Here is a 12389-nt window from a genome sequence, read left to right on the forward strand (position 1 = left end):
ATGGACTTCACCTTCGACTGGGCGCGCGCGACGCGCACCGGCCTTCCCGAGGCGGTGCTGTGCGGCGCCAAGTCGGCCGGCCAGCTCGCGGACATCGTTGCGGCCGCCCGTGCGCGCGGGGCGCGGCTGTTGCTGACGCGACTGGAGCCGGCGAGCTTTGCCGCGCTTGATGAGACGGCGCGCGCCGGTCTCGCCTATGACCCGCTTTCGCGCACCGCAGTGCTCGGCGGGGAGGTGGCGCTGGCGGAGGCCCATGTGGCGGTGGTGGCGGCCGGCACCTCCGACCTGCCGGTGGCGCGCGAGGCGGTGCAGACGCTCGCCTTCAACGGGCAGGACGCACGTCTCATAGCCGATGTCGGCGTGGCGGGGCTGTGGCGGTTGATGGAGCGGATCGAGGAGATCCGCGCCTGCCGGGTGGTGATCGCCGTGGCGGGCATGGAAGGCGCGCTGTTCAGCGTGCTCGGCGGGCTGGTGAGCGCGCCTGTCATCGCCGTGCCGACCTCGGTCGGCTATGGCGTGGCGGAGGGGGGGCGTGCGGCGCTCACCTCGGCGCTGGCGAGCTGCGCGCCGGGGGTGGTGGCGGTGAACATCGACAATGGATACGGCGCCGCCTGCGCCGCCCTCAAGATGCTGGGCGTTGCCGCGCCGGGCGATCGGGGGGCGTGATGGCGCGTGTTCTCGTCACCGGCGGTTCGGGCTTCATCGCGGCCCATGTGATCCTTGCTCTGCTGCGCGCCGGCCATGAGGTGCGCGCGACGCTGCGCGACATGGGGCGGGAGGGCGAGGCACGCGCCCAGCTCGCGGCCGGCGGGGCGCAGGAGGGGGCGGCGCTCGGCTTCCACCACGCCGACCTGCTCGACGATGACGGCTGGGACGCCGCCATGGCGGGCTGCGACTACGCGCTGCATGTCGCCTCGCCGGTGCCGGCGGGCCTCGCGGCGGGCGATGAGGCAGGGCTGATCAGGGTCGCCCGCGAGGGCACGCTGCGGGTGCTGAAGGCGGCGCGGGCGGCGGGGGTGCGGCGGGTGGTGGTCACCTCGTCCTTCGCGGCGGTCGGCTATGGCCACGCGCCGCGCGCGGGTCGCTATGACGAGCGCGACTGGACGGACCCCGATGGCCCTGACGTCGACGCCTATACGCGCTCCAAGACGCTGGCGGAGCGGGCGGCGTGGGATTTCATCGCTGCCGAGGGCGGCATGGAGCTGGCGACCATCAACCCGGTCGTGGTGCTCGGCCCGGCGCTGGGGGCCGACATGTCGGCCTCGCTGGACCTGATCCGGGCGCTGCTGGACGGTGCGGTGCCGGCGACGCCGCGCATCTATCTCGGCCTTGTCGACGTGCGCGACGTCGCCGATCTGCATCTGAAGGCGATGACGGCACCGGAGGCGGCGGGCGAGCGCTTTCTCGCCACCGCCGGCGACGCGGTGTCGCTGCATGAGATGGCGCGGACACTGCGTGCGGGGCTCGGGCCGGCGGGGCGGCGGGTGCCGCGCTTCCAGCTGCCGGACCTCGCGGTGCGCCTTGCCGCCCTCGCTCTGCCGATGGCGCGGATGGCGGTGCCTCGGCTCGGCATCCGCTGCAGCGCGTCGAACGCGAAGGCGCGGGACGTGCTGGGCTGGTCGCCGCGTCCGGCGCAGGAGGCGATCCTCGCCACGGCGGAAAGCCTGATCCGGCTCGGTCTGGTGAAGGGGTGAGTGTCAGCCCGGCGTGCCGAGCGGCTGCTGCTGGGTGATGCAGTGGATGTTGCCGCCGCCGAGGATGATCTCATGGGTGGGCACGCCCACCACCTCGCGCTCCGGGAACAGGCGGGAGAGGATGGCGCGGGCCGCCTCGTCCTGCGCCGGGTCGAGCAGCGGCATCAGCACGAAGCCGTTGCCGAGGTAGAAATTGGCATAGGAGGCGCCGAGCCGCTCGCCCGGACGGCGCGACATGGTGCCGGGCTCGGTGCCAAGGTCCAGCGCTTCCGCGCCGCTGCGGAACAGCGGGCCGGGCAGCGGCAGCGTGACGACTTCAAGCGCCCGCCCGCGTGCGTCGGTCATCCGCGACAGGCGCTCATGCGCGTCTTTCGAGATGGGGTATTGCGGGTCGAGTGGATCGTCGCAGCCGGTCAGCGCCACCACGCCGGGCCGGATGAAGCAGGCGAGATTGTCGATATGGCCTGACGTTTCATCGTCGACGAGCCCGGCGCCGAGCCAGAGCACCTTGGTGACGCCGAGATAATCCTTCAGATGCTGCTCGATCTCCTCGCGGGAGAGGCCGGGGTTGCGGTTGGGGTTGAGCAGGCACTCCTCGGTGGTGAGCACCGTGCCCTCGCCATCGACATGGATCGAGCCGCCTTCCAGAATCAGCGGCGCGTCGTAGCGCGGGGCACGCTCGATCTCCAGCATCTTGGCGGCGATCAGCTCGTCCTGGTCGCTGGGGCTGTAGAGCCCGCCCCAGGCATTGAAGCCCCAGTCGACGCCGCGCAGCCGGCCGCGCGCATCGGTGAGGAAGGTGGCGCCGCAGTCGCGGCACCAGGAATCGTCGGAGGTGGCCTCCACCACGCGCACGGCGGGCGGCAGGGCGGCGCGGGCATGGCGCCACTGGCGCGGGCTGGCGAGCATGGTGACGGGCTCGAAGCGGGCGATGGCGCTCGCCACGGCCGCAAAAGCGTCCTGCGCGGGTTCGGCGTCGGCGCGCCAATTGTCCGGCCGCTCCGGCCAGATCATCCAGGTGCCGGCATGCGGCTCCCATTCCGCCGGCATGCGGAAGCCGTCGGCGGCGGGGAGGGTAGCGAGGGTTTCGCTCATCGTGTGTCGCTCATCGTGTCTCGCTCATGATGTCATCCAATCGCGCGCGTCGGCGCCCGCCCGTCGAGCGAGAGCAGCGGGCCATAGAGGTCCGGCCGGCGGTCGCGGAAGACGCCCCAGCTCTGGCGCTGGCGGGCGATGCCGTCGAGGTCGAAGGTGGCGGTGAGCACCGTTTCCGCGTCACGCCCGGCCTCCGCGACCTTCTCGCCGGTGGGGCCGGCGATGAAGGAAGAACCGTAGAAGGTGAGGGACGTGCCGTTGCGCCCCTCTTCACGGCCGATGCGGTTGGAGGCGATGAGCGGCATGAGGTTGGCGCCCGCATGGCCCTGCATCACCCGCTGCCAGTGGCCGGCCGAATCGAGGCTCGCATCCTGCGGCTCGGAGCCGATGGCGGTGGGGTAGAGCAGCACTTCGGCGCCGAGCAGCGCCATGGCCCGCGCACATTCCGGGAACCACTGGTCCCAGCAGATGCCGACCCCGATGCGCCCGACCGCCGTGTTCCAGACGCGGAAGCCGGTGTCGCCGGGGGAGAAATAGAACTTCTCGGTGTAGCCCGGCCCGTCCGGAATGTGGCTCTTGCGGTAGAGGCCGAGCACCTGGCCGTCCGCGTCCACCATGGCGAGGCTGTTGAAGGTGGCCTGGCCGGCGCGCTCGAAGAAGGAGACGGGCAGCACGACGCCCAGTTCCCTGGCGAGTGCGGAAAAATGAGCGATCAGCCGGTTGCCCTCGAAGGGCTTTGCGAGGTCGAGGAATTCGTGCAGCTGGTCCTGGCAGAAATAGGGGGTCTCGAACAGCTCCTGCAGCAGGATGAGCGTGGCGCCGCGCGACGCCGCCTCGCGCACCAGCGCCTCGGCGCGGGCGATGTTGCCCTCGATGTTCCAGTCGCAGCGCATCTGGGTGGCGGCAACGGTCAGGCTGCGCATGGAACTCTCCGAATCAGGCGGGAAACGTCAGTTGACGGCGCGCAGCGGCTTTTCCAGCACGGCGATCACCCGCGCAAGCTCGTGCCCGCGCTTGAGGATGAGGCCGGTCTGCGACACCACCGTGTAGGCGCCCTGCTTGCGCGCAAGGCGCGGGTCCTTCTCGATGCGATAGATCGGCACCTCGGTGGCGCGGCGGAAAATCGAGAAGATGGCCTTGTTGCGGGTGAAGTCGATGGCGTAGTCGCGCCACTCGCCCTGCGCGACCATGCGGCCATAGAGATCGAGGATGCGGTCGAGTTCGCGCCGGTCGAAAGTGACGCGGTCGGTGCGGGTGCCGACCGGCAAGGCTATGGGGTCGATTTCCGCCACGCGGCGCCTCCCGCTTCTGAGGCCCGGCGCGCGAGGGCCTGCGGATTGAAGCATGTCATGTCGGCGTCATGATCCACCGGGTGGCGCGCCGCTTCAAGCGCCTTTCGCGCCGGGACGCCCGCGCAGGCCGAAGGGCGCGGCCGCCGGACACAAAAAAGGGCCGGCGACATGGCCGGCCCTGAAGGGCAATTCGGGGATTGAATCGAGTGGTCCGACCGCGACATTCGCATTTTGAATGTGGCGACCAAGTCAGCCCACAACGCATTGAAATGGTGGAGCGACCGAAACGGATGGAAACGATCCGCTTCGGTCGCTCCACTGGAGATAACGTCAGGCCGGTCCACAAGCACCGCGGGGGGCTGGGGGGCTGGGAAACCGATGCACTCGCGAACCGGCCCAACGCTATGAAGAGGAGATTGGCTGCCACAAGGGGCATCGCAACGGCTGAAATCGGGCAGCCTTGTGTTTTCGGTTAACGAGGGCGTGATTCGAGTTTCCGAAGATGTCAGTCGAGCGGGTGCAGGGCGGCGCCGAGGATGGTGCCCGGCTCGGTGGACGAGCCGGACTGGACGAAGACCGCCACGGCGTCGACGGAATCGCCCGGCTGGCGATGCACCGGGACCTCGAAGCTGGCTTCCGTGCCTTCCCAGGTGCCGAGCCGTACCCAGCCGCGCACCACATTGTGGTAGACCACCTTGGCGCCCTCGTTCTCGCCTCGGCCGATCTCGACATCCATGCGGCTGGCCACCGGGCAGAGCCAGACCTCGCCCTTCGCCGCGCCGGGGACGGCACCGATGCGGACCTTGACCGTGCGGCCGCTGCTCTCCACCGAGACCGGAACGGGGGGCGGGGTGGTGGACGCCAGCGTGCGCTCCAGCGCCGCCTGATCCGAGCCGATCATCATGGCGCGGCCGTTGACCACGGCTTGCGGGGTGAACATCTTGCCGTCGCCGCGCATATGGGCATAGGCCTTCTGGCGCAGCGAATGGCCGTGCTTGGCCAGCGTGTCCTTCCAGCCGAGATAATCCCAATAGTCCACCGCCAGGGTGAGCGCGATCACGTCAGAACGGGCGGCAAGCTCGCCCATCAACTTGTCGGCGGGCGGGCAGGAAGAGCACCCTTGGCTGGTGAACAGCTCGATCACCGCCTTCGGCGCCGTGACCGGCTTCACCGGCGCGGCCTTGACCGCTGGCACCGAAACGTCTTCCGCCCGGGCGGCGCCCGGAAGCGCGAGGGTAAAGGCGAGCAGCGCCAGCGCCGCCGCACGGACACGAGGAACAGGCAGGTGCAAAGCGAAGGCGGTCACGGACATGTCGGGCGGGGGTCCTTGGGCGTGGACGTCTCGGTTGCATAGCGGGCCAGTCCGCAGGGATGGCGCGGGGCTCGGAGGCGGAGCCGTCGCCGGGCCATGCCGGCCGGTCCGCTCCCAAGGGAATAAGGCGGCCGGCGCGCGCCGACCAGTCACATTCGGGTGTCGCCGCGCACGCCGGCGTGACAGCTTGTGGCACGAGGCCGGGCACGGCGGAAGTGCGGGCGCGGGGCGCCCGAATGTGGAAAAGCCGGCGCGGGTGGAGGCCCGCGCCGGCTTTTCACGCAGGCGAAGCCGCCGGCTCAGGCCGCGAGATTGCGCAGCACGAAGGGCAGGATGCCGCCATTGCGGAAGTAATCCAGCTCGTCCAGCGTATCGATGCGGCAGGTGAGCGGAACCTGCTTCACCGTGCCGTCGGCGAAGGTGACCTCGGCGATCAGCGTCTGGCGCGGCTTGAGGTCGCCCTCGATGCCCTTGAGGGTGACAACCTCGTCGCCCTTGATGCCGAGGGACTGCCAGGACTCATCGTTCTGGAACACCAGCGGAACCACGCCCATGCCGACCAGGTTCGAGCGGTGGATACGCTCGAAGCTCTGGGCGATGACGGCGCGGATGCCGAGCAGCGCCGTGCCCTTGGCCGCCCAGTCGCGCGAGGAGCCGGTGCCGTATTCCTTGCCGGCGAAGACAACCGTGGGCACGCCTTCCTGCCGGTAGAGCATGGCGGCGTCGTAGATCGGCATTTCGGTGCCGTCCGGCCAGTGACGGGTGAAGCCGCCTTCCGTGCCGCTCAGCATCTGGTTCTTGATGCGGATATTGCCGAAGGTGCCGCGCATCATCACCTGATGGTTGCCGCGACGGGTGCCGTACTGGTTGAAGTCCGCCGGGCGGACCTGATGGTCGCGCAGATAGGCGCCGGCGGGGCTGGCTTCCTTGATCGAGCCGGCGGGCGAGATGTGGTCGGTGGTGATGGAATCGAGGAACAGCCCGATCACCCGCGCCTTGATGATGTCGGTGACGGGCTCCGGCTCCATTCCCATGCCCTCGAAATAGGGCGGGTTCTGCACATAGGTGGAGCGGTCGTCCCAGGCATAGGTCTCGCCCAGCGGAATGGCGATCTTCTGCCAATTCGCGTCGCCCTTGAAGACGTCGGAATATTTCTCCTGGAACATCGTCTTGGTGACGTTGGCGCGGATGAAGGCGGCGATTTCCTGGTTCGTCGGCCAAACGTCCTTGAGGAACACCGGCTGGCCGTCCGAACCGATGCCGAGCGGCTCGGTGGCGAGGTCGATCTGCAGCGAGCCGGCAATGGCATAGGCGACGACGAGGGGCGGGGAGGCGAGATAGTTCGCCTTCACGTCCGGGTTCACGCGGCCCTCGAAATTCCGGTTGCCGGAGATGACGGCACCGGCGATGAGGTCGTGCGTGTTGATGGCTTCCGAGATCGCCTCCGGCAGCGGGCCGGAATTGCCGATGCAGGTGGTGCAGCCAAAGCCGACCAGGTTGAAGCCGAGCGCGTCGAGGTCGCCCTGCAGGCCGGCGGCGTTGAGATAGCCCTCGACCACCTGGCTGCCGGGCGCCAGCGAGGTCTTCACCCACGGCTTCGACGTCAGGCCCTTGGCCACGGCGTTGCGGGCGAGCAGGCCGGCGGCGATCAGCACGCTCGGGTTGGAGGTGTTGGTGCAGGAGGTGATGGCGGCAATGGTCACGTCGCCATGGCCGAGATCATAGTCGGTGCCGGCGACAGGCACGCGCTTGCCGGTCTCGCCGGCCTTCTTGAACTCGCCTTCCAGCGCGGCCAAGAATCCCTGCTTGGTGCCGGAGAGCAGCACGCGGTCCTGCGGGCGCTTGGGGCCGGCGAGCGAGGGCAGCACGGTGGAGATGTCGAGTTCCAGCACGTCGGTGAACACCGGGTCGGCGGTGCCGGCGGTGCGCCACATGCCCTGCGCCTTCGAATAGGCCTCGACGAGGGCGATGCGCTCGTCGGTGCGGCCGGTCTCGTCGAGATAGGCGATGGTTTCCTGGTCGACCGGGAAGAAGCCGCAGGTGGCGCCATATTCCGGCGCCATGTTGCCGATGGTGGCACGGTCGGCGAGGGTGAGGTGGTCAAGGCCCGGGCCGAAGAACTCGACGAACTTGCCGACCACGCCCTTCTTGCGCAGCATCTGGGTGACGGTGAGCACGAGATCGGTGGCGGTGATGCCTTCCTTCATCTCGCCCGTCATCTTGAAGCCGATGACCTCGGGGATCAGCATGGAGACCGGCTGGCCGAGCATGGCCGCCTCCGCCTCGATGCCGCCCACGCCCCAGCCCAGCACGCCCAGGCCGTTGATCATGGTGGTGTGGCTGTCGGTGCCGACGCAGGTGTCGGGATACGCGACGGTCTGCCCGTCCTCGTCCTTCGTCCAGACGGTCTGGGCGAGATATTCGAGGTTCACCTGGTGGCAGATGCCGGTGCCGGGCGGCACCACGCGGAAATTGTCGAAGGCCGACTGGCCCCATTTCAGGAAGCGATAGCGCTCCTGGTTCTGCTTGTATTCCTCATCGACATTCTTGCCGAAGGCGGCGTTGTCGCCGAAGAAGTTCACGATCACCGAATGGTCGATGACAAGGTCGACGGGGACCAGCGGGTTGATCCGCTTGGGGTCGCCGCCCAGATGCACCATGGCGTCGCGCATGGCGGCGAGGTCGACCACGGCGGGAACGCCGGTGAAGTCCTGCATCAGCACGCGCGCGGGGCGGTAGGCTATTTCGTTCTCGACCTTGCCGCGGTTGACCAGCCAGTCCTTGATGAAGACGATGTCCTTCTTCGAGACGGAGCGGCCGTCCTCGAAGCGGAGCAGGTTCTCCAGCAGCACCTTCATCGAGAAGGGCAGCGCCGAGACGCCGTCGAGGCCGTTCTTCTCCGCCTCCGGCAGGCTGTAATAGGTGTAGGTCCTGGACCCGACGGTGAGGGTTTTACGGCTTTTGAAGCTGTCGAGAGACGTCACGGCTGGCAGGTCCCCGCTAACAAAGTGACAGGATGCGCTGGGCCTTGGAGGGAAGCGGGCGCGCGGGCTATAGCTCAGCTCGGGCAGGCCCTGGCACGGCACGGGGCGCATCGTTCAGATTTCTATATAGAGCCATTTCAAACTCCGATCCTAGAGGGCATGACGCGATGCGTCGGAAAATTGTGCGGCGCGTCGGCTGCGGCAGGGGGCGGAGCGGGTGATGCAGCTCGTGGTGGAGAATCTGGCCTGCCGGCGCGGCGTGCGCCTGCTTTTCCAGGGACTCGGCTTCACGCTGGAGGCCGGGCGGGCGCTGATCGTCACCGGGCCGAACGGCACGGGGAAATCCTCGCTTCTGCGCATCCTCGCCGGGCTGGCGCGGCCGGAAGCCGGGGCGATGCGGATGGACGGGACGCCCGAGCCGGACGATTTCACCGAGGAAACGCATTATCTCGGCCATCTCGACGCCCATAAGGGTGCGCTGAGCGCACAGGAGAACCTCGCCTTCTGGCGCGACATGCTCGGGCGCCCGGCGCTTTCCGTCGGCGAGGCGATGGACGCGGTCGGTCTCGGCGGGCTGGAGCGCCTGCCGGTGGCAGTGCTCTCGGCCGGGCAGAAGCGCCGGCTGGCGCTGGCCCGCCTGCTGGTGGCGCGGCGTCCGCTCTGGCTGCTCGACGAGCCGACTACGGCGCTCGACGTGGCGGCGCAGGCGCGCTTCGGCGAACTGGCGCGGGCGCATGTGGCGGCGGGCGGGCTGATCGTCGCCGCCACCCATGCCCCGCTCGATTTCGGCCCCTGCGACGGGCTCGATCTCGGCGCCTGGCGGCCCGCACGGCCGGTTGTCGAGGGGGTGGACGCATGAGGCGGGCGTTTGGGGCACTGCTCGTCCGCGATTTGCGGCTTGCCCTGCGCGCCGGCGGGGGGGCGGGGCTCGGCGTCGTGTTCTTCCTCGCCGTTGTGGTGGTGACGCCCTTCGCCATCGGGCCGGACCTTGCTTTGCTGGCCCGCATCGGCCCGGCGATCTTGTGGATCGGCGCGCTGCTGGCATCGCTGATCGGCCTTGACCGGCTGTTCGCCGCCGACGCCGAGGACGGCTCGCTCGACGTGCTGTCCATGGGCGCACTGCCGCTGGAGCTGGTGGCGGCGGCCAAGGGGCTGGCGCACTGGATCGCCACCGGCCTGCCGCTGGTGGTGGCGGCGCCGGTGCTGGCGCTGCTGCTGAACCTCGCGCCCGCTTCCATCGGTGCGCTGACGCTGACCCTGCTGGTCGGCACGCCGGCTATTACCTTTCTCGGCCTGATCGGCGCCGCCTTCGCCGCCGTGTTCCGGCGCGGCGGGCTGCTGGTGGCGGTGCTGGTGATGCCGCTGACGATTCCCGTGCTGATCTTCGCCGTCGCCGCCACCTCCACCGCGCTCGGCGGCACGGTGCCGTTCGGCACGCCGTTCCGCATTCTGCTTGGCCTCTCGCTGGCCGCGATGGTGTTGGGGCCGATCGCGGCGGCGGCGGCGCTCCGGGTGGCCCGCGACTGAGCGCGCGCCTCCACGATGGCGATCCTGTGCGTGCGGGGCGAACTCTGGTATGCCAGAAAGCGCGACATCCTCGCGCAGGCGTGGAAAACCCGTCGGCGGGGTGGGGAAAAGGCGTGGTGCAGCAATGCGCCGCAGGGCGCGCAAAGCCTTGCGGCGGCGGGAGATGGCGCGTGAGCCGGCATTATCCGGCCGCTACGTCAATTGCCCCGGTTTTTCCCTCACGCCCTCGTGTTGCAGCACGCCGAGAGCCGTGTTAGGGAACCGCCGACCTCGCTGCCGGGTATAGGGAAATCCCTGTGCCGCCTTGAGTTCACATCCTTCCAGTCTGGAAGAGGCGTCCCTGTCGGGTGACGCGCTCCGGACAAGCCCCGAGAGAGGCAAAGTGGCCGAGACCTACGTATCCGGAGCGGCAGGACGCTACGCGACAGCGCTCTTCGAGCTGGCCCGCGACGCCAATGCTGTCGATGCGGTCAAGGCGGACCTGGACAGGTTCAGCGCCATGATCGCCGAGAGCGACGATCTCAAGCGCCTGGTGCGCAGCCCGGTCTTCTCGTCCGAGGAGCAGGAGAAGGCGATCGCCGCCCTCCTCGCCAAGGCCGGCATCACGGGTCTTTCCGCCAATTTCTTCAAGACCGTTGCGGCCAACCGCCGGCTCTTCACCGTCGAGGCCATCCTGCGCGACTTCGCGCTGCTGGTCGCCGCCTATAAGGGCGAAGTGACGGCCGAAGTGACCGTGGCGCAGCCGCTTTCGGACGCTCACGCCGCCACGCTGAAGCAGGCGCTCGACGCGCTCACCGGCAAGGACGTCAAGCTCGCCATCGAGGTTGATCCCTCGCTTCTGGGTGGGCTGAAGGTCAAGATCGGCTCGAAGCTCGTCGATGCCTCGCTCAAGACCAAGCTCAATTCGATCCGCACTGCGATGAAAGAGGTTCGCTGATGGATATCCGCGCCGCTGAAATTTCCGCGATCCTCAAGGAGCAGATCAAGAATTTCGGCCAGGAAGCCGAAGTCTCCGAGGTCGGTCAGGTCCTGTCCGTCGGTGACGGCATCGCCCGCATCTACGGGCTCGACAACGTCCAGGCGGGCGAGATGGTCGAGTTCGAGAACGGCACGCGCGGCATGGCGCTGAACCTCGAAATCGACAATGTCGGCGTCGTGATCTTCGGTTCCGACCGCGAGATCATGGAAGGCCAGACGGTCAAGCGCACCGGCGCCATCGTCGACGTTCCGGTCGGCAAGGGCCTGCTCGGCCGCGTCGTCGACGCGCTGGGCAACCCGATCGACGGCAAGGGTCCGATCGAGTACACCGAGCGCCGCCGCGTCGACGTGAAGGCGCCGGGCATCATCCCGCGCAAGTCCGTCCACGAGCCGATGCAGACCGGCCTCAAGGCCATCGACGCGCTGATCCCGATCGGCCGTGGCCAGCGCGAGCTGATCATCGGCGATCGCCAGACCGGCAAGACCGCCGTGGCGCTCGACGCCATCCTGAACCAGAAGTCGATCAACGCCGGCACCGACGAGAAGGCCAAGCTCTATTGCGTCTATGTCGCGATCGGGCAGAAGCGTTCCACCGTCGCCCAGTTCGTGAAGGTTCTGGAAGAGCAGGGCGCGCTGGAATATTCCATCGTCGTCGCCGCCACCGCCTCCGACGCCGCGCCGATGCAGTTCCTGGCGCCGTTCTCCGGCACCGCCATGGGCGAGTTCTTCCGCGACAACGGCATGCACGCGCTGATCGTCCATGACGATCTGTCCAAGCAGGCCGTGGCCTACCGCCAGATGTCGCTGCTGCTGCGCCGCCCGCCGGGCCGCGAAGCCTATCCCGGCGACGTGTTCTATCTCCACTCGCGCCTGCTGGAGCGCGCCGCCAAGCTCAATGACGACAACGGCGCCGGCTCGCTGACCGCCCTGCCCGTCATCGAGACGCAGGCCAACGACGTCTCGGCCTATATCCCCACCAACGTGATCTCGATCACCGACGGCCAGATCTTCCTGGAATCCGACCTGTTCTTCCAGGGCATCCGCCCGGCGGTGAACGTCGGCCTCTCGGTGTCGCGCGTCGGCTCTTCGGCCCAGATCAAGGCGATGAAGCAGGTTGCCGGCAAGATCAAGGGCGAGCTCGCCCAGTATCGCGAACTGGCCGCCTTCGCCCAGTTCGGCTCCGACCTCGACGCCTCGACGCAGAAGCTGCTGAACCGCGGCGCCCGCCTCACCGAGCTGCTCAAGCAGTCGCAGTTCTCGCCGCTGAAGGTCGAGGAGCAGGTGGTGGTGATCTATGCCGGCACCAACGGCTATCTCGACGTGCTGCCGGTGGCGAAGGTGCGCGAGTTCGAGCAGGGCCTGCTGATCTTCCTGCGCACCAAGCATGCCGACATTCTCGACGCGATCCGCACGTCGAAGGAACTGTCGAAGGATACCGCCGAGAAGCTTGTCAAGGCGCTCGATTCCTTCTCCAAGACCTTCGCCTGAGCGGCAGAGCCGAGCACCG

Annotated in this window: 12 protein-coding genes; 7 read left to right on the forward strand and 5 right to left on the reverse strand. The window is 68.5% G+C overall.

What is annotated here, in order from left to right; translation table 11 throughout:
- Together larB and EV667_RS17500 are read left to right on the forward strand one after the other, a co-directional pair.
- Positions 1-666 (forward strand): nickel pincer cofactor biosynthesis protein LarB, encoded by a 666-nt coding sequence (gene larB / locus EV667_RS17495; protein WP_131836622.1) that lies wholly within the window; start codon positions 1-3, stop codon positions 664-666.
- Positions 666-1694, forward strand: a complete 1029-nt coding sequence (locus tag EV667_RS17500) for an SDR family oxidoreductase (protein ID WP_131836623.1) — start codon at positions 666-668, stop codon at positions 1692-1694. The genes larB and EV667_RS17500 overlap by 1 nt, the downstream gene beginning before the upstream one ends.
- 3 nt (positions 1695-1697) lie before the next feature.
- On the opposite strand, the gene aguA is transcribed toward EV667_RS17500, so the two are convergent.
- The 5 genes from aguA to acnA all read right to left on the reverse strand — a co-directional run bounded on the left by aguA (position 1698) and on the right by acnA (position 8377).
- Positions 1698-2789: an agmatine deiminase gene (gene aguA / locus EV667_RS17505; protein ID WP_131836624.1), complete on the reverse strand. Its 1092-nt coding sequence runs from the start codon at positions 2787-2789 to the stop codon at positions 1698-1700.
- A 32-nt stretch (positions 2790-2821) separates the two neighbouring features.
- The gene (gene aguB / locus EV667_RS17510; protein ID WP_131836625.1) at positions 2822-3712 is read right to left on the reverse strand and encodes an N-carbamoylputrescine amidase; all 891 of its coding nucleotides are present in this window, start codon (positions 3710-3712) and stop codon (positions 2822-2824) included.
- A gap of 27 nt (positions 3713-3739) precedes the next feature.
- The gene (locus EV667_RS17515; RefSeq protein ID WP_425359042.1) at positions 3740-4135 is read right to left on the reverse strand and encodes a DUF2794 domain-containing protein; all 396 of its coding nucleotides are present in this window, start codon (positions 4133-4135) and stop codon (positions 3740-3742) included.
- A gap of 451 nt (positions 4136-4586) precedes the next feature.
- Positions 4587-5393 carry a DUF1223 domain-containing protein gene (locus tag EV667_RS17520; RefSeq protein WP_131836627.1) on the reverse strand — a complete coding sequence of 269 codons (807 nt, stop codon included), beginning with the start codon at positions 5391-5393 and terminating at the stop codon, positions 4587-4589.
- Between the two features lie 299 nt (positions 5394-5692).
- Entirely contained in the window at positions 5693-8377 is a 2685-nt protein-coding gene (gene acnA / locus EV667_RS17525; RefSeq protein WP_131836628.1) for an aconitate hydratase AcnA, read from the reverse strand.
- A 220-nt stretch (positions 8378-8597) separates the two neighbouring features.
- On the opposite strand from acnA, the gene ccmA reads away from it, so the two are divergent.
- The 5 genes from ccmA to atpA all read left to right on the forward strand — a co-directional run bounded on the left by ccmA (position 8598) and on the right by atpA (position 12370).
- Positions 8598-9236: a heme ABC exporter ATP-binding protein CcmA gene (ccmA, locus tag EV667_RS17530; RefSeq protein WP_131836629.1), complete on the forward strand. Its 639-nt coding sequence runs from the start codon at positions 8598-8600 to the stop codon at positions 9234-9236.
- Complete coding sequence (gene ccmB, locus EV667_RS17535; protein WP_131836630.1) at positions 9233-9904, forward strand: heme exporter protein CcmB; 672 nt, start codon at positions 9233-9235, stop codon at positions 9902-9904. Before ccmA ends, ccmB begins: the two co-directional genes overlap by 4 nt.
- Before the next feature lie 15 nt (positions 9905-9919).
- A complete protein-coding gene (locus EV667_RS22615; RefSeq protein WP_165901641.1) occupies positions 9920-10078 on the forward strand; it encodes a hypothetical protein in 159 nt (52 codons plus the stop codon).
- Between the two features lie 208 nt (positions 10079-10286).
- Complete coding sequence (locus tag EV667_RS17540; protein WP_131836631.1) at positions 10287-10841, forward strand: F0F1 ATP synthase subunit delta; 555 nt, start codon at positions 10287-10289, stop codon at positions 10839-10841.
- Positions 10841-12370, forward strand: coding sequence for a F0F1 ATP synthase subunit alpha (gene atpA, locus EV667_RS17545; protein ID WP_131836632.1), 1530 nt, complete (start codon positions 10841-10843; stop codon positions 12368-12370). The genes EV667_RS17540 and atpA overlap by 1 nt, the downstream gene beginning before the upstream one ends.
- Positions 12371-12389 lie beyond the last annotated feature (19 nt).

Source organism: Ancylobacter aquaticus (assembly GCF_004339465.1).
Taxonomy (GTDB): Bacteria; Pseudomonadota; Alphaproteobacteria; order Rhizobiales; family Xanthobacteraceae; genus Ancylobacter; species Ancylobacter aquaticus.

What these genes read in the sequence shown, in the direction of transcription:
- larB (WP_131836622.1), top strand. Translation starts at nt 1, where the DNA reads ATGGACTTCACCTTCGACTGGGCGCGCGCGACGCGCACCGGCCTTCCC.
- EV667_RS17500 (WP_131836623.1), top strand. Translation starts at nt 666, where the DNA reads ATGGCGCGTGTTCTCGTCACCGGCGGTTCGGGCTTCATCGCGGCCCAT.
- aguA (WP_131836624.1), bottom strand. Translation starts at nt 2,789, where the DNA reads ATGAGCGAAACCCTCGCTACCCTCCCCGCCGCCGACGGCTTCCGCATG.
- aguB (WP_131836625.1), bottom strand. Translation starts at nt 3,712, where the DNA reads ATGCGCAGCCTGACCGTTGCCGCCACCCAGATGCGCTGCGACTGGAAC.
- EV667_RS17515 (WP_425359042.1), bottom strand. Translation starts at nt 4,135, where the DNA reads ATGCTTCAATCCGCAGGCCCTCGCGCGCCGGGCCTCAGAAGCGGGAGG.
- EV667_RS17520 (WP_131836627.1), bottom strand. Translation starts at nt 5,393, where the DNA reads ATGTCCGTGACCGCCTTCGCTTTGCACCTGCCTGTTCCTCGTGTCCGT.
- ccmA (WP_131836629.1), top strand. Translation starts at nt 8,598, where the DNA reads ATGCAGCTCGTGGTGGAGAATCTGGCCTGCCGGCGCGGCGTGCGCCTG.
- ccmB (WP_131836630.1), top strand. Translation starts at nt 9,233, where the DNA reads ATGAGGCGGGCGTTTGGGGCACTGCTCGTCCGCGATTTGCGGCTTGCC.
- EV667_RS22615 (WP_165901641.1), top strand. Translation starts at nt 9,920, where the DNA reads ATGGCGATCCTGTGCGTGCGGGGCGAACTCTGGTATGCCAGAAAGCGC.
- atpA (WP_131836632.1), top strand. Translation starts at nt 10,841, where the DNA reads ATGGATATCCGCGCCGCTGAAATTTCCGCGATCCTCAAGGAGCAGATC.